General features: G+C 60.3%; 16 protein-coding genes. 13 read left to right on the top strand and 3 right to left on the bottom strand.

Annotated features, from left to right (window positions below; translation table 11 throughout):
- Window positions 1–148: 148 nt before the first annotated feature.
- Window positions 149–2,218, bottom strand: coding sequence for a S9 family peptidase (locus tag HDF15_RS18500; RefSeq protein WP_184258197.1), 2,070 nt, complete (start codon window positions 2,216–2,218; stop codon window positions 149–151).
- A 121-nt stretch (window positions 2,219–2,339) separates the two neighbouring features.
- Between HDF15_RS18500 and HDF15_RS18495 the strand changes: the two genes are divergently transcribed.
- The 8 genes from HDF15_RS18495 to HDF15_RS18460 all read left to right on the top strand — a co-directional run bounded on the left by HDF15_RS18495 (window position 2,340) and on the right by HDF15_RS18460 (window position 11,264).
- Window positions 2,340–2,858: a DUF4142 domain-containing protein gene (locus tag HDF15_RS18495; RefSeq protein WP_184258195.1), complete on the top strand. Its 519-nt coding sequence runs from the start codon at window positions 2,340–2,342 to the stop codon at window positions 2,856–2,858.
- Window positions 2,859–3,113: 255 nt separating this feature from the next.
- Entirely contained in the window at window positions 3,114–3,893 is a 780-nt protein-coding gene (locus HDF15_RS18490) for a TPM domain-containing protein (protein WP_184258193.1), read from the top strand.
- 68 nt (window positions 3,894–3,961) lie between these two features.
- Window positions 3,962–4,546 (top strand): LemA family protein, encoded by a 585-nt coding sequence (locus tag HDF15_RS18485; protein WP_184258191.1) that lies wholly within the window; start codon window positions 3,962–3,964, stop codon window positions 4,544–4,546.
- A gap of 130 nt (window positions 4,547–4,676) precedes the next feature.
- The gene (locus HDF15_RS18480; protein WP_184258189.1) at window positions 4,677–5,948 is read left to right on the top strand and encodes a magnesium transporter MgtE N-terminal domain-containing protein; all 1,272 of its coding nucleotides are present in this window, start codon (window positions 4,677–4,679) and stop codon (window positions 5,946–5,948) included.
- A gap of 24 nt (window positions 5,949–5,972) precedes the next feature.
- The gene (locus HDF15_RS18475) at window positions 5,973–7,040 is read left to right on the top strand and encodes a glycosyltransferase (RefSeq protein ID WP_184258187.1); all 1,068 of its coding nucleotides are present in this window, start codon (window positions 5,973–5,975) and stop codon (window positions 7,038–7,040) included.
- Window positions 7,037–8,587 (top strand): GMC oxidoreductase, encoded by a 1,551-nt coding sequence (locus tag HDF15_RS18470; protein ID WP_184258185.1) that lies wholly within the window; start codon window positions 7,037–7,039, stop codon window positions 8,585–8,587. Before HDF15_RS18475 ends, HDF15_RS18470 begins: the two co-directional genes overlap by 4 nt.
- Before the next feature lie 419 nt (window positions 8,588–9,006).
- A complete protein-coding gene (locus tag HDF15_RS18465; protein WP_184258183.1) occupies window positions 9,007–10,014 on the top strand; it encodes an aldo/keto reductase in 1,008 nt (335 codons plus the stop codon).
- On the top strand, window positions 10,011–11,264 hold the full coding sequence (locus HDF15_RS18460; protein WP_184258181.1) for an Nramp family divalent metal transporter: 1,254 nt from the start codon (window positions 10,011–10,013) through the stop codon (window positions 11,262–11,264). Before HDF15_RS18465 ends, HDF15_RS18460 begins: the two co-directional genes overlap by 4 nt.
- 335 nt (window positions 11,265–11,599) lie before the next feature.
- Here HDF15_RS18460 and HDF15_RS18455 read toward each other — a convergent pair whose 3' ends face one another.
- Window positions 11,600–12,061 carry a (deoxy)nucleoside triphosphate pyrophosphohydrolase gene (locus HDF15_RS18455; protein ID WP_014264872.1) on the bottom strand — a complete coding sequence of 154 codons (462 nt, stop codon included), beginning with the start codon at window positions 12,059–12,061 and terminating at the stop codon, window positions 11,600–11,602.
- Window positions 12,062–12,196: 135 nt separating this feature from the next.
- Entirely contained in the window at window positions 12,197–12,937 is a 741-nt protein-coding gene (locus tag HDF15_RS18450) for an HAD family phosphatase (protein WP_260331174.1), read from the bottom strand.
- Window positions 12,938–13,105: 168 nt separating this feature from the next.
- Here HDF15_RS18450 and uxaC point away from each other — a divergent pair, with 168 nt between their 5' ends.
- From uxaC to HDF15_RS18425, 5 genes are all read left to right on the top strand, one after another.
- Window positions 13,106–14,503: a glucuronate isomerase gene (gene uxaC, locus HDF15_RS18445; protein WP_184258177.1), complete on the top strand. Its 1,398-nt coding sequence runs from the start codon at window positions 13,106–13,108 to the stop codon at window positions 14,501–14,503.
- A 454-nt stretch (window positions 14,504–14,957) separates the two neighbouring features.
- Window positions 14,958–16,262, top strand: a complete 1,305-nt coding sequence (locus HDF15_RS18440) for a tagaturonate epimerase family protein (RefSeq protein ID WP_311733143.1) — start codon at window positions 14,958–14,960, stop codon at window positions 16,260–16,262.
- A gap of 95 nt (window positions 16,263–16,357) precedes the next feature.
- Complete coding sequence (locus HDF15_RS18435) at window positions 16,358–16,855, top strand: gluconokinase (RefSeq protein WP_184258175.1); 498 nt, start codon at window positions 16,358–16,360, stop codon at window positions 16,853–16,855.
- Window positions 16,856–16,901: 46 nt separating this feature from the next.
- On the top strand, window positions 16,902–17,678 hold the full coding sequence (locus HDF15_RS18430; protein ID WP_184258173.1) for an SDR family NAD(P)-dependent oxidoreductase: 777 nt from the start codon (window positions 16,902–16,904) through the stop codon (window positions 17,676–17,678).
- 167 nt (window positions 17,679–17,845) lie between these two features.
- The gene (locus HDF15_RS18425) at window positions 17,846–20,029 is read left to right on the top strand and encodes a beta-glucosidase (RefSeq protein WP_184258171.1); all 2,184 of its coding nucleotides are present in this window, start codon (window positions 17,846–17,848) and stop codon (window positions 20,027–20,029) included.
- Window positions 20,030–20,283 lie beyond the last annotated feature (254 nt).

Here is a 20,283-nt window from a genome sequence, read left to right as displayed (position 1 = left end):
GATCGCCCTTTCAGGGCTACACCTTCTCGTCGTTCTGTAACCCAGGGTTTCACCCTGGGCTATGATGGTGCCGCCCCTTCGGGGCTTGGTTTTATGCCAGGACTTCAGGGCACATGTTATCCAACTGCGTGTGATTTAATGGCGCTCCCTAGCTCTTTTCTTCCACCAAACCAAGCTCCTTCAGCAGGAACGCGAAGTCGAACGCAATCTCCTTCAGATAGTCGTAGCGCCCCGAAGCTCCGCCGTGCCCCGCATCCATGTTGATGTGCAGCAGTAGAGGCGTGTCATTGGTCTTGAGCGTACGTAGTTTGGCGACGTACTTCGCTGGTTCCCAATACATCACCTGGGAGTCGTTCAGGCTCGTCTTCACGAGCATTGCGGGATACGCTCCTGCGGCGAGGTTGTCGTACGGCGAATAAGACCGCATGTAGGCAAAGGCTTCGGGCTCGTTCGGATTGCCCCATTCCTCGTATTCGGCGACTGTGAGCGGCAGGCTGGCGTCGAGCATAGTGTTCATCACATCGACGAAGGGAACATGCGAGAGCACCGCGCGGAACAGGTCCGGGCGCATGTTGGTGACGGCGCCCATCAGCAGGCCGCCAGCGCTGCCGCCTTCGATCGCGACGCGCTTGCGGTCACCATAGCCTTCGGCGAGCAGGAACTCCGTCGCGTCGATGAAGTCGGTGAAGGTGTTGCGCTTGGACATCATCTTGCCTGCATCGTGCCAGGGGTCGCCGAGTTCGCCGCCGCCGCGGATGTGGGCATAGGCAATGACAACACCGCGGTCCAGCAGGGCCAGGCGCGAGGCGCTGAAGCCCAGCGGCAGCGCGTAGCCGTACGATCCGTAGCCGTAGACATAGAGCGGCGACGAACCGTCCTTGTGAAACCTGTCGCGGCGATAGACCAGCGAGATCGGAACCTGCACGCCATCGGTTGCGCTGAACCAGAGCCGCTCGGAGGCATATTGTGAGGCGTCGAATCCTCCCGGCACCTCCTGCTGTTTCAACAAGGTCGACTGTTGCGTTGCCACGTCGTACGCGAACACCGACGCAGGCCTGACCAGCGACTGGTAGGCGTAGCGAAAGGTTGTCGTTGTGAAGTCGCGATTGATTTCGCCAAAGGCGGTGTAGGCGGGATCGGGGAAGCGAATGTCGTTCGACGTGGTGAGCAGGCCTGAGGCGTCGAGGGCAAAGACGCGCAACACCGGCAGGCCGCGCTCGCGGTAGCTGGCGACGAGGAAGCTCTGGAAGAGATCGAAGTCTTCGAGCGGGGCGTCTGCGTGCTCTGGCAAGATCTCCTGCCAATGCTCACGGCCTGGGTCGTTTACAGGGGTGCGCACCAGCTTGAACTGCTCGGCTTCGTGATTCGTGCGGAGGTAGAAGAAGCCCTCGCGGTGCTCGACGGAGTATTCCTCATCGTCGACGCGTGGAGCGATCAGGGTGAAGGTTCCTTCAGGTTTGGCCGCATCGAGGAACCAACTCTCGCTGGTAGTGTGACTGCCGCACTCGAGCATCAGGTAGCGGCGGTCGAGCGTACGGCCCACTCCGATATTGAAGCGTTCGTCCTTCTCTTCGAAGACGAGCGTGTCTGCAGTCGAACCGAGGCTGTGTCTCCACAGCCGGTCCTGGCGCTTGGTCTGCTCGTCCTCGGTGGTGTAGAAGAGCGTGGCTGAGTCTGCTGCCCAGGAGATCGAGCCCACGCGTTCGGCGGTGTCGGTCAGGGTTTCGTTCGTCTCGAGGTTCTTGATCGCAAGCCGGTACTGCCGAAATCCAGTATTGTCCGTCGTGTAAGCCAGCAGCTTTCCGTCCGGGCTGATGCCGAGAACCCCGACGCTCATAAACGGCTGGCCTGCGGCAAGCGCGTTGACGTCGAGAATTGTCTGTTCTTCGCCTGGACCCTCTGCGGAGCGGCGGCGGAAGCGGGGATATTGCAGGCCCTTTTCGGTGCGGGTCAGGTACTCCCAGGCACCGTCGCGATAGGGGACTGAGACATCGTCCTCCTTGATGTGCGACAGGATCTCTTCATAGAGTGCGCCCTGCAGTGCCTCGGTGCCCTGCATCGCGGCACTGGTGTAGGCATTCTCGGCTTCGAGGTACTCCGTTACGCGGGGCGAACCTTTGTCGCGCAGCCAGGCGTAATCGTCGTATAACTGCGTGCCGTGGATGTCCAGAGTCTTTGGTTCAGGGGTGGCGAGGGGTAGCTGCGATATCGAGGGCATGAAATCTCCACCTCCAGAATAAAGCCGCGGGGGTTGGTATGGGACAACGCGGGAGGGGCGCAGGGACTCCTACAGCCGTAAGCCATTTTCCCGCGGCTCTGCCGCAACGAGGAGACACCCCATGAAAACGACGAAGAAGATGCTTTGTATGACCGTAATAGGCTGCGCTGCCATGTTTGCGTCCTCCCAGGCAAAAGCTGCTGTCACCGATGCCGACAAGACGTTTCTCGCGGCTGCGGCGCAGGGCGATATGAACGAGATCAAGCTGAGCGAACTGGCCGAAACCAAGGCTTCGAACCCGCAGGTGAAGGCCTTTGCGCACAAGATGGTGGCCGACCACAAGATGCTCGATGCGAAGATGAAGCCCTTCGCCACGGCATGGGGCCTTACGGCGCCCAGTGGTCCCGATGCGGCCCACCAGTCTGAGTGGGACAAGCTGAATGGGCTGTCCGGCGCGGACTTCGACGCGGAGTACATCAACGTGATGGACCAGGACCATCACCAGGCTCTGGATGCCTTTACGACTGAGGCTCAGACCACCACGGACGCGAAGTTCAAGGCGGCCGTGATGCAGGGCAAGAGCGTTGTCGCTGCCCACACGAACATGGCTGATGATCTGAAAGGCAAGATGAAGATGTAGTTGCATAGCCTGCAAAGCGGTTCCCGTACGTGCGTTTCTCGACCGGATTGCAATAGATATCAGCCCGCAGGGATGGCTTATACAACCCTGCGGGCAAAGTCTTGGGCCAATACGTACGTCTGTGGTATTGCAACGGCACTTTCCTCAGAGAACACGGGTATGTCTGGTGATGGTTCTATGTGGAAGGGAACTTCGCAACCTATCCGGGCGTATCCTAAATCCGTGACCGTGACGCGTAAATTTCTAGGAGTTCTGGTGTTCTTGTTGGCGTCCGTGTGCCTGGTGCGCGCGGAATCGGTCGACAAGCTGCCCAAGCCGACCAGCTATGTCAGCGACTTTGCCGGCGTTATCGACGAGGGTTCCAAGCAGAGCCTCGAAGATCTGTGCAAGCAGGTCTATGAGAAGGCGCACGCGACGATTGAAGTGGTGACGGTCAACTCTCTCGATGGCGTGACGATCGAAGACTTCACGACACAGCTTGAGGACAAGTGGAAGGTCGGGCCGAAAGGTTCGGATAAAGGCGTTGTGATGGTCTTTGCAATTCAGGACCACAAGCGTCGCATCGAGGTCGGGTACGGTCTCGAGGGCATCCTGAACGATGCCAAGGTGGGCGACATCGGCCGCAGCATGGTCCCACAGCTTCAGCAAGGGGAGTATGGCCCCGCGATTCAGGCCGGCGCGCAGCAGATTGCGCAGGTGATCGCTACCGATGCGGGCGTTACGCTGGATATGGCTCCGGTTCACACCTACCATCGTGAGCAGGTTGAGCAACGCGGCGGCAACAACTGGTTCGGCATCGTCATTTTCATCGTCATTCTGCTGGTTATCTTTGGCGGCAGAGGCGGTGGTGGTGGGCGCGGTGGCTGGCTCTGGTTCCTGCTCGGAAGCATGATGGGTGGCGGACGAGGCGGCTTCGGCGGTGGCGGCGGCTTCGGAGGCGGTGGAAACAGCGGCGGCAGCAGTGGCGGCGGCGGAGATTTTGGTGGCGGATTTGGCGGCGGTTCTGGTGGCGGCGGCGCCAGTGGAGACTGGTAGTGCAGTAAGCTAGGAACGCAAGTCAAGATGCCGGAATGAAGACGATAGAAGGAAATGGGAGATCGACGATGAAGGGTATTTGGGTTGCACTGGGTGTTGTAGGTCTATTCGTGGTCGTGCTTCTGCTGGGAGCAGGAAGCTATATCTCCGCAAAAAACCAGATGGTTCAGTTGAATGAGGATGTCAATCAGTCCTATTCGCAGCTCAATGTCGTGCAGCAACGGCGGCTTGACCTGATTCCGAACCTCGTTGCCACCGTGAAGGGCTACGTGAAGGAAGAAGAGACGGTGCTGACCAACATCGCCAACGCGCGCGCGGCTGTGATTGCTGCGTCGTCGGACCATGCGAGCAGCATTCAGGCGAACCAGAAGCTCGATCTCGCGATCAGCCCTCTGCTGCGCCTGCAGGAGCAGTATCCCAACCTGAAGGCCAATGAACAGTTCATCCGGCTCTCCGATGAGCTGGCTGGAACCGAGAACCGCATTGCGGTCGAGCGCCAGCGCTACAACAAGACGCTCGAGCTGTACAACGTGGATATTCGCCAGTTTCCCAATAGCTTCTGGGCGAATATCGCTGGCTTCCACTACCGCGACGAGTACTTCAAGGGCAATCCGGCAAACGGCGTTGCTCCGACCGTTGACTTCGGCAAGTAAACTTTTCGTTCCAATCGAGAGCCAACGCTCAGGCGTTGGCTCTTCGCTTTTCGCTGTAGTTTGCTGTGCGTGTTCGTGGCGTGTCATACGCAAGCCGCGAACCTCTCAGATGGGGTAGGTTAAGGGAGAGATGAGCGACGTGAATCCAGTGCCGACCAGCGCCTCCACCCTTCTGGGGATGCGCGTCGTCGACTCCGCTGGACATCCCTGCGGACGCGTGACGGAGTTTGCGGTCGATCTCTCGCGAGACGCTACGCATATTGCCGGTTTTGTTCTCGGGCTGCGATCGAAGGGCAAGATGCGTTCGACGTTCCTGCCCGTGGATCAGGTCCTGGTCCCCCGGCGGGCGGATAAGGTTTTGCGCACCGGCTCGAAGCCCACGACTTATACGGAAACCGACGATCTTCTGCTTCTGGATCGCGACCTGCTGGATCAGCAGATCATCGACGTGGACGGCCGCAAGGTCGTTCGTGTGAACGACGTCAACCTCACGTGGGAGCGCGCGGATCAATCGAACGAGGCCAAGGGCCTCCGTATCGACGAGGTCGAGGTGGGGCTGCGCGGCGCTTCGCGACGGCTTTTGAAGGGAGTCTCGGCACAGGCAGTCGAGGCAGTCTCGAGCAAGTTCCCGTCCCGTGCGATTCCCTGGGACTTTGTCGACCTGATCGACCGCGACCCAGCTCGCCGCGTGCGGTTGCGGATCGAGCAGGACAAGCTCTCGCGGATGCACCCCTCGGACATCGCGGCCATCCTCGAAGAGCTGGCTCCGGCCGAGCGCGAGGCCATCTTCACCAGCCTGCCGGAAGAGACAGCGGCGGAGACCCTGGAAGAGGTTGAGCCGAAGATGCAGAAGGCGCTGCTGCAGGGGCTCGACTCCGAGCGCGCAGCCGACATCATCGAGGAGATGGACCCCGGTGCGGCTGCCGATCTGCTCTCCGAGCTCTCCGATGAGGAGAGTGAGGCCATCCTCGAAGAGATGGAGCCCGAGGAGCGCCAGGACGTCGAGGACCTGCTCGAGTTCTCCGCTAACAGCGCTGCCGGCCGCATGACGACCGACTTCGTGGGCGTGGCTCTGGGCGCCACCGTTGCCGACGCCATCGAGGTGCTGCGCGCCTTTGACGGAGATGCGGACACCATCACCGAGATCTACCTGACGGGCGAGGAGGAGCATCTCAAGGGCGTTGTCGCACTGCCGAGGCTGCTGCTGGCGGCTCCCGACAGGTCCCTGGCCGAGCTCTCCGAGTGGCGCATTGTGAGCTGCACCTTGAAGGCCTCCGATAACGAGGTAGCCGAGCTCTTCGACAAGTACAACCTCCGCTCGCTTCCCGTGGTCGATCATCATGGACACATCGCCGGCGTGATCCATGCCGAGCAGGTGATCGCGCAACTGCGTGAAGGGTGAGGCCATGACCCGAAGGAAAATGGCATGACCGCTCGCCCCCTCAAGATTCTGTACGTTGCCGGTCTCTCGCCCAACGACTCCTCGCAGTACAGGCTCTGGGCGCTGGAGCGGCTCGGTCACAGCGTCGTCTCGCTGAACGCCTATGGCTATCAGCCGCAGAGCGACCTCCTGAAGAAGGTCGTCTACCGTGTGCAGAGCGGGCCGTGGGTAGCGCGTTTGAATCGCGATATCCTCGCGATGGCCGAACGCGAAAAGCCCGATATCTTCTGGGCGGACAAGCTGCTTTCGCTGCGTCCCGAGACGCTCGACAAGCTGCGCAGCCTGGGCGTTGTGAGCGTCAGCTACATGATCGACAATGCCTTCGGTCCGCGCCGCGATCCGGGCTGGCGGCTGTATATGAAAGACATCCCGCACTTCGATCTGCACGTCGTGCAGCGCGATAAAAATATTGCGGACTACAAGGCCAGCGGGGCCCGTGACGTCATCAAGATCCAGACCGCCTATGAGCCGACGATCCACTTTCCGCCACCGGCTGGATGGAGCGATAAGGATCGTGACCGTGGTGTTTCGTTCATCGGCACACCCTACGACGATCGTCCGCAGTTCCTGACGCGGCTCTGGAAAGAGTTTGAGCTGCCTGTCGTAGTCTCGGGCGGCCTGGTGTGGAAGAAGGCGCTCGGCCCGGAGGCGACGGCTGCGCTGTATCGTGGCCATGGCGAGCTCTTTCGCGAGGAGTACCGCGAGGGAATCTGGAAGTCGAAGATCAATCTCAGCTTCATCACGCATGCCAACCAGGACGAGTTTGTGCACAAGAGCTTCGAGATTGCTGCCTGCCAGGGCTTTCTTCTTGCGGAGCGTTCGCCGGGGCACCTGGCACGTTTTGTCGAAGACGAAGAGGCCGTCTTCTTCTCGGGAATCGAAGAATGCGTGGCCAAGATTCGTCGCTATCTGCCGAATGAAGAGGCACGCGAGCGCATCGCCGTCGCAGGCCGCGCCCGCGCAGTGCGGGACGGCTATCACAACGATGCTCAGGTGGCTGCGATCGTGCAACGCCTGCGGAGCCTGGTTGCCACGAGGAGCTCTCAGGCATGATCTTCGATCTCCTGCGCGACCGGCCCGGCCCTGACGATGTAGCCGATGTCTGCATCGTCGGCGCGGGCGCTGCGGGAATCGTCCTGGCGGTAGAGCTGACGGGGCAGGGGAAGCGTGTTCTGATCGTCGAAGGCGGCGGCCGCGAGATCGAGGAGCCCGCGCAGGAGCCCTATCGCAGCGAGGTCGTTGGCCTGACGCATCGCGGCATCCACACCGGACGCTTTCGCGTGCACGGAGGGACGACGACGAAGTGGGGCGGGCAGATTCTGGAGCTCAACCCTGAGGACTTCGAGAGCCGCGACTGGATCTCTGGCAGCGGTTGGCCGTTTACCAAGGCGGAACTGGACCCCTTTTATCGCCGCGCACTGGAGCTGGAAGGTGTCAGCGGCGCGATTCAGCGCGATGGCGAAGTCTGGCACGCTCTGGGCCTCAAGGAGCCGGAGTTCTCCGGGCTGCAGTCCTATCTGTCGCGCTGGTGTCCCGAGCCAAACTTCGCGCGGCTGCACGCCAGCTTGCTGGAACAGAGCGCGGATATTCGCATCTGGCTGCACGCGAACGCCGTCGAACTTCTGCTGGAGCAGGAGACGGTTCGCGGCTTGCGCTGCCGTACGCAGACAGAGATTGAGGCTGTTTTTCAAGCGAAGCAATTCGTCTTTTGCATGGGGACGATCGAGTGCGTGCGATTTTTTCTGCAGCCGCGAGAGGGCGATCTACCCTGGAACCGTTCGGGCCTGCTCGGCCGCCACTTTCAGGACCATGTGGATGCCAACGCTGCGCAGGTCCAGCCCCGCAGCAGCCGCGCCTTCGCCACGCTCTTCGACAACATCTTTCTGCGCGGGTACAAGTACCACCCCAAGGTGCGGCTGATGCCCCCCGAACAGGAAAAGGCCGGTCTGCTGAACTGTGCGGCGACGATGTACTTTCAGAGCGACATTGACGAGACGCTGGACGGGTTGAAGGGAACAGTAAAGCACCTGCTGCGCGGAAGATTCGGAGAGCTGGGTATCGGCGATGCCGTGCGTATGGTGCAGCATGCCCCTGTGCTGGCGCGGCAGTCTCTGCGTTATGCGCTGCAACACAGGGTCTACAATCCGGCATCGGCCACGATCAAACTGCGCGTCCACTGCGAGCAGCGGCCCGACAGCGCAAGTTCGATCACGCTGGGCGAGGAGAAGGACTCGCTTGGATTGTGGCGCACGCGCCTGGACTGGCGCATCTCGGAGCTGGAGCTGAGCACTATCCGCTACTTTGCGCAAACAGCGGCGAAGGCCCTGGATGAAGTCGCGGAGGTGACCCCTGAAGCAAGCCTGATGGCAGAGGGCGATGGCTTCCTCGCACAGTGTGACGACAGCAACCATCACATGGGCGGGATGCGCATGGCCGTCAGTTCCACAGAGGGAGTGGTCAGCCCCGAGCTTCTGCTGCATGGCACGCGGAACTGTTTCGTGTGCAGCGGAGCGGTCTTTCCGACCTCCGGGTTTTCCAATCCAACGCATACCGTGCTTGCTCTCGCGGTGAGGCTTGCAGATCATTTGTCGCGGTTGTAATACGGCCCATTGTTGGAGCCGCGTCAGTTTAGTGAGCAGTAAAGCAGCTACGGCGCGAAGCGCAAACCGTGACGCTTTAGCGTCGCGGGGCGGAGGGAGCCGTGGCCTTTAGGCCACGGAATTAGGGGCTAGGCAAGAAATGGGCTTTAGCCCCGGGCCTTTTGTTCGCAGCTGAAAGAGAGCCCGGGCCTAAAGGCTAATTCTAGCTAGGCCTGAATTCCGTAGCCTTAAGGCTACGGCTCCCTCCGCCCCGCGACGCTAAAGCGTCACGGTTTGCGCTTCGCGCGATGCTCGTCATCCTGCCATGTTCGCTATGGCCCTGACGGCAAAGCAAACTATTTAGAAGGCAGTTTCTCTACCCAACCGTTTCGCCTCTCCTTCACGATGCAGATACTCTAGAGCCAGCAACAGGAGGTGCAGTGCAGACGCTCAAGCTCGCAGATACCGGACGAACTACGACGCAGCTTGGCTATGGCTGCTCATCGCTCATGGGCGCTCTGGGACGGCGTGGCTCCCTGGCCCTGCTGGAAGCGGCGTACGACGCTGGCATTCGCCACTTCGATGTGGCTCCGATGTACGGTTACGGCGAGGCAGAGGCTTGCGTCGGCGAGTTCCGGCAGCGCCACCGCGACGAGATTACGATCACGACGAAGTACGGTATTCCACCCGCACGTAACAGGGCCTTGCTCGGGATCGCGCGTCGCCTGGCCGGGCCCATTGTCCAGCATGTGCCTGCATTGAAGCAGCGGCTATCGCGCGCGGCCTCTGCTGTAGCGGCTCCGGCGGAGAAGGCCAGCTTTACCGCCGAGCAGGCGAAGGCCTCTTTGGAGCGCAGTCTTGCTGCTTTAAAAACGGACCGGATCGACGCCTGGCTGCTGCACGACGCCGAGGCCGATGATCTGCGTGACGACGGACTTCTGCGTTTTCTCGAGGATTCCGTAGCGAAGGGAACCCTTGGCACCTTTGGAATCGGCAGCGATCGCAACCAGGTAGAGGCTCTTCTGCAGGAACGCGCAGGATATTGCCGCGTGCTGCAGTATCAGTGGTCGATTCTGGACGAGGCGATCGCGCTCGGAGGTCCTTTCCGCATTCATCACCGTGCGCTCACGGATAACTTTCGCTCTCTGCATGCGGCTCTGATTGCGGACCCCGAGCGCTGCAGTCGATGGTCCGACGAGGTGGGTGTCGATCTCGATGACCGGGGAATCCTCGCCGCGGTCATGTTGAAGGCCTCTTTTGTCTTCAATCCTGATAGCATCGTGCTAGTTTCAACGAAGAATCCAAACCACATACGAGAGAATGTACGTGTCGCTGGAGAACCGGCGCTGGTTGCACCCGCGCGTCGTTTGCATGCCCTGATGCAGAGGGAAGCCCGGCGGGAAGGCCTGCCCTCCACGACGACTCCCTCGAGGATGACTGCATCATGAGCTTCTGGCGTCGCTGGCGGACCAGCATCTTTCTTATCTTTGCGGTCCTCGGGCCCGGCTTCATCACGGCCAACGTCGACAACGACGCCGGCGGCATCTATACCTATGCCACGGCAGGGGCTCAGTTCGGCTATACGCTGCTGTGGACGATGATTCCCATGGCAGTGATGCTGGCGTTCGCGCAGGAGATCTCGGCGCGCATGGGCGTTGTTACCGGCAAGGGCCTGAGCGAGCTGATTCGCGAAGAGTTCGGACTGCGCATTACCGCAATTCTGATGATGGGCCTGGTGCTGTGTAACCTGGGCGATGTCGTCTCGGAGTTCGCCGGTGTGGCCAGCAGCACGCAGCTCTTTGGGCTGAGCAAATTCGTTACGGTGCCCATCGCGGCAGTCCTCGTGTGGTGCCTGGTTGTTTATGGCGACTACAAGAAGCTGGAAAAGATCTTTGTCGTTCTCTCGTTTCTGTATGTGGCCTACATCATTACCGCGGTGCTGTCGCATCCGAACTGGAGCCAGGCTGCGCACATGACCTTGCGTCTGCCGAAGTGGCATGACCTGCGCAATCATAGCTATTTGTACTTATCGGTGGGCCTTATCGGGGCAACGGTCGCACCCTGGCAGCAGTTCTATCTCCAGGCCTCGGTGGTGGACAAAGGTGCGCGCCAGTCGCAGTTGAAGCTCGCCCAGGGCGATGCGATCTTTGGCTCGGTATTCTCGGTACTGGTCGCGGCTTTTATCGTCATCGCCTGTGCGGCGACCCTGTTCGTTGGCGGCCAGCATGACATTCGCGATGCCGCGGATGCTGCTCAGGCGCTACGTCCGCTGGGTGGGAAGTATGCGTTCATCCTGTTCTCGTTCGGGCTGCTGAACGCGTCGCTGTTTGCGGCGTCGATCCTGCCACTGTCCACGGCCTACACGGTGTGCGAGGCGATGGGTTTCGAGTCGGGGCTGAGCAAGAAGTTCAAGGAAGCTCCGGTCTTTTACTGGCTGTACACCTCGTTGCTGGCCATCGGAGCGATCGTCATCCTGGTCTCGAAGACAGAGCCGGTCAAGCTGGCGGTGTTGTCGCAGGTGCTGAACGGCGTGCTGCTGCCCTTTGTGCTGGTGTTCATGCTGGTGCTGGTGAACAAGAAGTCGGTGATGGGTGCGAAGACGAATCCGACGATCTACAACGTGGTGGCCTGCGGCCTGACGGCGCTGGCGACGATTCTTACGGTGGTGATGCTGTGGGGAACGGTGTTCACGCGCTAGGAGCGCATTGTCGATGTGATGTGAGACCGATAGCAAACAGATGTTTGATCGGAGATAGAGCGCGAAGCGCGTTCCCTGATGCTTCAGCATCAGGGAGATGGAGGGAGCAGGGGCCTTCAGGCCCCTGAAATAAGGGGCTAGAACAATGCGGCCTTTAGGCCCGGGCCTTCTTTCGGCTGCGAACAAAAGGCCCGGGGCTAAAGCCCAATTCTTGCCTAGCCCCTAATTCCGTGGCCTAAAAGGCCACGGCTCCCTCCGTCCCGCGACGCTAAAGCGTCACGGTTTGCGCTTCGCGCTATGGCTATATCGATTGCCCCGCGACAGAAGAGCTCGCTCTAAAGAATCTTGCCTTCAGCCAGATCACGTATCAACGTCAGATCGGCGGCGAGGAAGTCGTAGTCAGGCAATCGTTCAAGCGGGCTCCAGAGCATCTCCTGAAAGATGCGATTGTCGAGGTCGCCGCTAAATTCGGTCACGGCAAAAAACTGGATCTCGATTGTTCCCCCATTGCGATACGTATGGCGCACGGTGGTGATGTGGTCGCCGATCTCGGCGACGATGCCCAGCTCTTCGCTCAACTCGCGAGCCAGAGCCTCTTTCGGTGTCTCACCGGGTTCGATCTTGCCGCCGGGAAACTCCCACTTGAGCCCCATGGGCTGATCGGGGCGGCGCTGGCAGATGAAGACCTCGCGTTCGGCCCCGCTACCGCGCAGAATCATGGCCGCAACGACGTGCCGCAACGGTTTTGCGGTGTCGAGTGCGCGTTGCCCGTTGAGTTTGCGAATCGGCTCTTTCACGTCTGCTCACAGTGTAGAACTTTTAGGCTGTGAACGAGGCGATGAGGGACCAAGTTTGACTCGTAAACAAAATTAGAAATCGCGAGGGCACAAACGAAGCCATGCCCTCACGATGCCAGGAATGTTTTTTTGCAGTTACCGTACGACAGAAGCCGGATAGTAAACCGGCCACGACTCAGCTGCGCTGCGCTGCACAAGCTCGTCCGAGGGATTCACCGGAAAGGCGCCCCGCGCGATCGCAAGCATGGCGGCATCATGCACCGAGTTACCGAAGACCGCGTCCGGCGCGGTGATGCCCGCGCGCCGCAGTGAGGCGACCTTGCCTTCGTCGGTAGGGACATCCAGCAGTCGCTCGGTAGCGCGGCCGTTCTCAATCGCTACACGGGCCGAAAGCACGCGATTAGCGGGGATGTTGAAGCGCCGCACGCCCTCTTCGATGACCCAGTCACAGGTCGAGCTCACAGCCCATATCTCCACGCCGTTGTCCTGCAGTGCGGCTACGAGCTCGGCCATCTCGGGAAAGATATTGCGTTCGACGTGATTGCGGAAGAACTCGGCGGCTGCGCTGCGCAGTTCGGTCTCGCGCAGTCCATGGTAGATCTGCACCATCTCGCCGCAGATGGCGATCTCGGAGACCGTGCCGCGCTTGTACTCGACATAGCGGCTGTTGAGCCACTCGGTGGCCTCGCGCGAGAGCAGGCCGGTGTCCATCGTCCAGCGCATGAAGGAAGAGCCGGCATCGCCGGACCACAGTGTTCCGTCGCAGTCGAAGACCGCAATCCTGGGGGAAAGCTCATGGACACGGCTGAAAAACTGTTCGGTTGTCAGTGCCGCCGCTGTCGCGACCGGAATTGGCGAAGAAGAGAGGGTGTTCAATCGGGACTCCAAAGTGTCAAACCTCAGTAGAGTAGCATCGCAATGTTACGAGCAATAGATGAGATGCCGGGAGCGGCTGTGATAGCACCTGTCTGACCGAAGTGGCTCGAGTTTGATACGCTTCCAGCGTGGGCTCTTGAGACGTTAAGCCCGAAGGGACGCGAATTCATGTTGGACAAAAATAGACTCTTTCCGGCGGAGAGCGCTTCGCGAGCGGTCGCTGCAAAGTTGTACGAGACTGTACGCGACCTGCCGATCATCAGCCCGCACGGCCATACCGACCCGCAGTGGTTTGCCGATAACCAGCCTTTTCCGAATCCCACGGCGCTTTTTATTCAACCGGATCACTACATCTTCCGCATGCTGTACTCGCAGGGGATCTCGCTCGAGTCGCTGGGCATTCCGCAGGTGGACGGCAAACAGTCGGCCGACCCGCGCGAGGTCTGGCGTCTCTTCGCGCGCAATTATTTTCTGTTTCGCGGGACGCCGACGCGTCTCTGGATCGACTTCGCCTTCGCGGAGCAGTTTGGACTGAAGGAGCGTCTCAGCGCTGAGAACGCCGACGAATACTACGACGCGATCGACAAGAAATTGCGAACGCCCGAGTTCCTGCCGCGAGCCTTGTATGAGCGGTTTAATCTCGAGGTGATCGCTACGACGGACGCTGCAGTCGATTCGCTGGAGCATCATCGCAAGATCAAGGCCTCCGGCTGGAAGGGCCGCGTGCTGCCGACCTTCCGCCCGGATGCGGTCGTCGATGCCGAGTACCTCGGCTTCCAGGACAACCTGAAGAAGCTCGGCGAAGTAAGCGGCGAAGATGTCTCTTCATGGAAGGGCTACCTGAGCGCGCTGCGCAAGCGTCGTGCCTTCTTCAAGGAGAATGGCGCGACCGCGACCGATCACGGCCATCTCACGGCGATGACCGCAGACCTCTCGCTCAACGAAGCTACGGCCTTGTACGAACGTATCTACACCGGCAAGACCAACCCCGGTGATGTGGAGCTCTTCCAGGCGCAGATGCTGACCGAGATGGCGGGCATGAGTGTGGAGGATGGCCTTACGATGCAACTGCATCCGGGCGCGATCCGCAATCACAACCCGCATGTCTACGAGAAGTTCGGTCGCGACAAAGGCGCGGATATTCCGTCGCCCACGGAGTACGTCCGCAGCCTGCGACCGTTGCTCTCGAAGTACGGCAACGAGCCCGGCTTCACGTTCATCCTGTTCACGCTGGACGAGTCGACGTACAGCAGGGAACTCGCACCGCTGGCCGGGCACTATCCCTGCCTGCGCCTGGGCCCGCCGTGGTGGTTCCACGATTCGCCGGAGGGCATGACGCGCTTTCGGGAGCAGGCCACCGAGACGGCAGGCTTCTACAACACGGTCGGGTTCAACGACGATACGCGTGCGTTCCTGTCGATTCCCGCGCGGCACGATGTGGCTCGCCGCGTGGATTGCGCTTTCCTTGGAAAGCTTGTCGCGGAGCATCGCCTGGACGAGAGCGAGGCGTTTGAGCTGGCGCAGGATCTTACGGTGAACCTGGTGCGGAAGGCCTACAAGCTTTAGGGTCGTCGCGAAGAGAGCTATAGTTTTTGGACCACGGAATCAGGGCGGGCAAGGATCGGATTTCCATTCAGGTCTTTGCCCGTTTTTGCTTTTCTGGTTGTCATTCCGAGCGCAGCGAGCGAACCTGCTGTCTCCCATTTTTCGCCAGTGCTATTACAAACGTCACGCGTCGCCACAAAGCGGCCTCTTTCGCCTGCAGTTCATATGTTTAGGTCCTACGAACAAAGAGCGGGAGACAGCAGGTTCGCTCGCTACGCTCGGAATGACAACCAGAAAAGCAAAAGCAAGTGCTTTCTGCACGATTTTGGGAAGGGCATCGCCCCTTCGGGGCTAAGGCCCACCCTCTGGAACCCCTGTTCCGCCTCCCTGACGGCCTCGACATTCTCGCTTTCCCGACATTCCTGTCTGACCCGTATTTGCGCTGTCTGACTGGAAATGGGTATTCTGTCACACGATGATGAACGCCAAGGCGTTCGGTGACGGAGTGGAGACGACCATGAGCAAGGGCATGAAGCTGCCGAAGTTTTCGGTGGGTGTTGGAGACAGGTTTGCGCATCAGGCGAAGGCGCAGTTGGCGGCCTGCATCAAGGCTGGCGAATTTGGGGTAGAAGTGGTGCCGGTTTGGAATAAGTCCAACCGTGAGCACATGATCATCGGCACGGAACCCAGTCAGACCCGTATTGCCGCCGACGCCGCGGTCAAGGAGCTGGGCTGGACCAAACCCTATTTTCTCGACGCGGACCACATCAACCTGAAGACTGTCGATCGTTTCATCGCTCCGTGCGACTTCTTTACGCTGGATGTCGCCGAGGAGATCGGTAAGGCAGCTAAGCCGGAGGACGTTGCCGCCTTCGTTCAGCGGCATCCTGAACTGATCGGTGAAGTAACGATCCCGCACATCGCCGAGCCGTTCAAGACGGACGCCGCTTTCGTGACGGGCGTCGCGAACAAGTTCCTCGCGGCCGTGCAGGACGCGGGCAGGATCTACCGCTACCTCGTGGAGAAGAAGGGTGAGGGCAACTTCGTTCCTGAAGTCTCGATGGACGAGACTGATTTCCCCCAGACACCGGTTGAGCTGCTAATCATCCTCGCCGCCATCGCGGACGAGAAGATTCCCATCCAGACGATCGCCCCGAAGTTTACCGGACGGTTCAATAAGGGCGTGGACTACGTCGGCGATGTCGCGCAGTTCACCAAGGAGTTCGAGGAAGACCTGGCGGCGATTGCGTTCGCCATCAAGACCTATGGCCTGCCCGAGAACCTGAAGCTCAGCGTTCACTCGGGCTCGGACAAGTTCTCGATCTACAAGGCGATCCACGAAGGCGTGAAGAAGTTCAACGCCGGGGTCCACCTGAAGACCGCTGGAACGACGTGGCTCGAAGAGCTGATCGGCCTGGCCGAGGCGGGCGGAACCGGCCTGGACATAGCCAAAGAGGTTTATCGCGAGGCCTATGCTCACTCGGACGAGCTGCGCGCGCCCTATGCGACGGTGATCGACATCGACGATGCCAAGCTGCCCAAGCCTGAGGTGGTCGAGGGCTGGACGAGCGTGCAGTTCACCTCCGCGCTGCGCCACGACCAGGGCAACCCGGCCTACAACCCGAGCTTCCGGCAACTGCTGCACGTCGGCTTCAAGATCGCGGCCAAGATGGGCGACCGCTACCTGAACGCTCTCGATGCGAACGAGGAAGTGGTGGCGAAGAACGTGACGACGAACCTCTTCGACCGGCACATTCGTCCCGTGTTCCTCGGTCAGTAAACAATTCTTGCGGGGCGCAGGCTTTGGCCCGCGCCTTGCGTGTTGTAGGGCTGCTATCGTAGAGTTCAAACGGTTTTACAGATACGAGGGCGTCGATGATTGTCGTGTTGATGGGCGTGAGCGGGTCAGGCAAGACGACCATCGGTTCACTGCTTGCGAAGCGAACGGGAACTGTCTTTGCAGACGCGGACGACTACCATCCGCTGGCGAACAAGCAGAAGATGGCCTCCGGTCAGCCGCTGAACGACGACGACCGCCAGCCCTGGCTGGAGACGCTGAATAAGCTGTTGCGCGGCTGGCACAACAGCGGCAAGGGCGGTGTACTGGCCTGCTCGGCACTCAAGGAAAAATACCGCGCGACGCTGGCCGCGGATATGCCAAAGGGAAGCGTCGCCTTTGTGCTGCTCGACGGCTCGCGTGAGTTGATCGCCGAACGCCTCGCCGCCCGCAAGCATGAGTTCATGAATCCGAAGCTGCTCGAGACCCAACTGGCTACGCTGGAGCCGCCCGCTGACGCCTTGCGCGTCGTCAACGACCGCCCGCCGGAAGAGGTCGTCGAACAGATTTTGCAGCACGTTTCACCGCAGGCCTGACGGCTGTGGATCAACCGATAGAGAAGTAAGGGGAGCAAGAGAAGTCATGGGATATAAGCCGTTGGATCTGACAGGAAAAACTGCCGTTATCGTTGGCGGAACATCGGGAATTGGCCTGGCGATGGCCATCGGCCTGGCCGAGGCTGGAGCCGATGTGGTTGCCAGCTCACGCCGTGCCGAGCAGGTGGACGAGGCTGCGAAGAAGATCGAGGCGACGGGACGCAAGTCTCTGCGCCTGACCTCCGACGTTGCCGATCGCGCCAGCCTGGAAGCACTGTGTGCTGGCACGATCAAGGAGTTTGGCAAGGTCGACATCCTGATCAACTGCGCGGGTAAGATCAAGCGCGCCCCGACGGTCGATTTCCCCGAAGACGAGTGGCAGTCGATCATGGACACCAACGTGACCGGAACGCTGCGCGCCTGCCAGATCTTCGGCCGGCACATGCTGGAGCGCGGCTACGGACGCATCATCAACATCGCTTCGCTCAACACCTTCGTGGCTCTCAAGGAAGTTGCGGCGTATGCCGCCTCGAAGGCCGCAATCGGCTCGCTGACGCGCTCGCTGGCGGTGGAGTGGTCCTCGCAGGGTGTGACCGTGAACGCGATTGCTCCGGGCGTCTTCCGCACGGCCCTCAACGCCGAGCTGCTCGACAAGAGCGAGCGTGGCAAGGAACTGCGCATGCGCACTCCGATGGGGCGCTTCGGTGCGACCGAGGAGTTGGTCGGAGGAGCGATCTATCTGGCTTCGGATTCTGCAACATTTGTGACCGGTGAGATCCTCGTGATCGATGGCGGTTTCCTGGCCAGCGGCGTAAACCAGTAGTACGAATCCAACGTCATCGGCGCGATCCGGACCGGTCTGGGGCCTCCCAGGACTGGTTTGGGTCGCGCCGATGCATTTTTGTTTGCGGTAGAGGTGATTACCCTTGAGTCAAACGGTTATCCTTTGTTGAAACAAATTTTGCAGGATCAGGTGTCAGGAGAAAAAGGATGAGGATTCGATTTACCGCAACAGCTGTATTCACCGCAGCAATGCTCTGCACCACAACGGGTCTGCTGGGAGCACAGCAGAAGTCCGTAGACAAATCGCAGCCGTGGATGAATCCTCAACTGTCTCCTGAAAAACGAGCCGAACTTGTACTGCAGCAGATGACGTTCGACGAGAAGATCTCCATGCTGCATGGCGAGGGTATGGCGGGCTCGAAGAATCTGCATCCGGAGTTCAAAGAGGTGCACGGACTGTTCAACGGCGGTGCCGGACTCGTCATCACGCCTACGCGGCTTGGCATCCCGATGATCCAGATGAGCGACGCAGCCTATGGCGTGCGCGACAGCGCGATGAATGGCCGCTACTCGACGGCGCTGCCCTCGAACCTGGCCTCGGCTGCAAGCTGGGACCCTGAAGCTGCCTGCAGCTATGGCACCCTGATTGGCCGCGAGCTTCGCGCACAGGGCTACAACATGACGCTGGGCGGTGGCGTGAACCTGACCCGCGAGCCGCGCAACGGACGCACCTTCGAGTACATGGGCGAAGATCCCGTGCTGGCTGGAACACTGGTCGGCAATCGCATTCGCTGCGAGGGCGCGCAGCATGTCATCTCCGACATCAAGCACTACGCCATGAACGATCAGGAGAGCGGCCGGCAGGTGGTCGACGCCCGGATCGGCGAACGAGCCCTGCGCGAGAGCGATCTGCTGGCTTTCCAGATCGGCGTCAAGACCGGCCATCCGGATGCCGTGATGTGCAGCTACAACGGCGTCAACGGCGACTACGCCTGCGAGAACCGCTACCTGCTGACCGACGTCCTGAAGAAGGAGTGGAACTTCCCGGGCTTCGTCGTCTCCGACTGGGGTGGAACACACAGCACGGAGAAGGCCTCCGCCGCCGGTCTGGACAATGAAGAGGAGTGGGCGAGCTTTTATGGCGACTCGCTGAAGACTGCCGTGCAGGCCGGGCGTGTGCCTATGACTGAGATTGACGATCACGTCCGCCGCATCCTATGGGCGGAGTTCGCGAGCGGGATCGTCGATGATCCACCGCGGAAGGGCGTCGTCGATGTGCAGGCAGGCTTCGACACCTCGCGGCACATCGCCGAGCAGGGATCGGTACTGCTGCGCAACGAACGGAATCTGCTTCCGCTGGACTCGGCCAAGCTCCAGTCGGTTGCAGTCATCGGCTTTCATGCGGACACCGGCATGATCTCGGGCGGAGGTTCGGCGCAGGTCGACGCTCCGGGCGATCAGGCCGGCGGGGAGTGGAAGCGCAAGGTCTGGTTCCCAACCTCTCCCCTGGAGGCGTTGCGGGCCAAAGCTCCTGGAGCGAAGTTCAGCTTTGCCTCCGGAGAGAACATCGCTCAGGCCGTGGCGCAGGCCAAGGCCGCAGACGTAGCCGTGATTTTTGCCTGGCAGTGGGAGGCCGAGGACTTCGACCTGCCGAACCTGTCGCTGCCCAATGAGCAGGACAAGTTGATCGAAGCAGTCACCGCTGCTAACCCGCATACGATTGTTGTGCTGGAAACCGGCACCGCCGTGACGATGCCCTGGCTGGAGAAGACGGGTGCTGTCCTGGAGGCGTGGTTTGCCGGATCGAAGGGCGCGGATGCCGTCGCGAACCTGCTCTTTGGCGACGTAAACCCCAGCGGCAAGCTGCCGATGACCTTCCCTCGGAGCGAGGCCGACCTGCCGCGTCCGACGGTCGCCAAGCCGCCTGCCGGATCCAGGAATGGAACGCTCTCCTTCAAGGTGGACTACAGCGAGGGAGTTAAGGTCGGCTACAAGTGGTACGACGCCGAGCACAAGCCGGTACTATTTCCGTTTGGCTTTGGATTGTCCTACACGAGCTACAGCTATTCAGGATTGACCGTTTCGCCGGACGGTTCCAGCGTCAGTTTCACGGTAGCCAACACCGGGCACAGGGCCGGGGCTGAGATCGCAGAGGTCTACGCGTCGCTGCCCGAGTCGGCAGGGGAGCCGCCGAAGCGGTTGATCGGCTGGCAGAAGGTCGAACTGGCTGCGGGGGAGAGCAAGTTCATTCGTCTGGCGATTAACCCCACTTATCTCTCGATCTGGGATGAGGCTGCCAAGAAGTTTGTGCGGCCTTCAGGAAGCTATCGGGTGATGGTTGGCGGCTCGTCGGCGGAGCTGCCGCTGACGAAGGAGATCAGCCTGCAGTAAGTGATTACGAAGCCGAGCTCCTTTGGAGTTCGGCTCCGTATCCTTGTTCTCCTAAGCTATTCGCAAAGCTTTAGGTCGTGTCTAATGAATCGGAGATAGAGCGAAACCAAACTCGTTGCACGCATAGCTTTTGTTTTTGTTTTGCGTTTCCCCACAGAATCGTCATCCTTCTATGAAGAGAGGCGTAGTTGTCCAGGGGTATTTTGCGAACAGATTGCGTACAGACTTCTATTCGTGCTCATGGCACACAAGGG

This window comes from Granulicella mallensis, assembly GCF_014203225.1.
In the GTDB taxonomy this organism is placed as follows: Bacteria; Acidobacteriota; Terriglobia; order Terriglobales; family Acidobacteriaceae; genus Granulicella; species Granulicella mallensis_A.
Note: the sequence above shows the minus strand (reverse complement) of the source record. Positions and strands in the feature narration are given on the sequence as shown.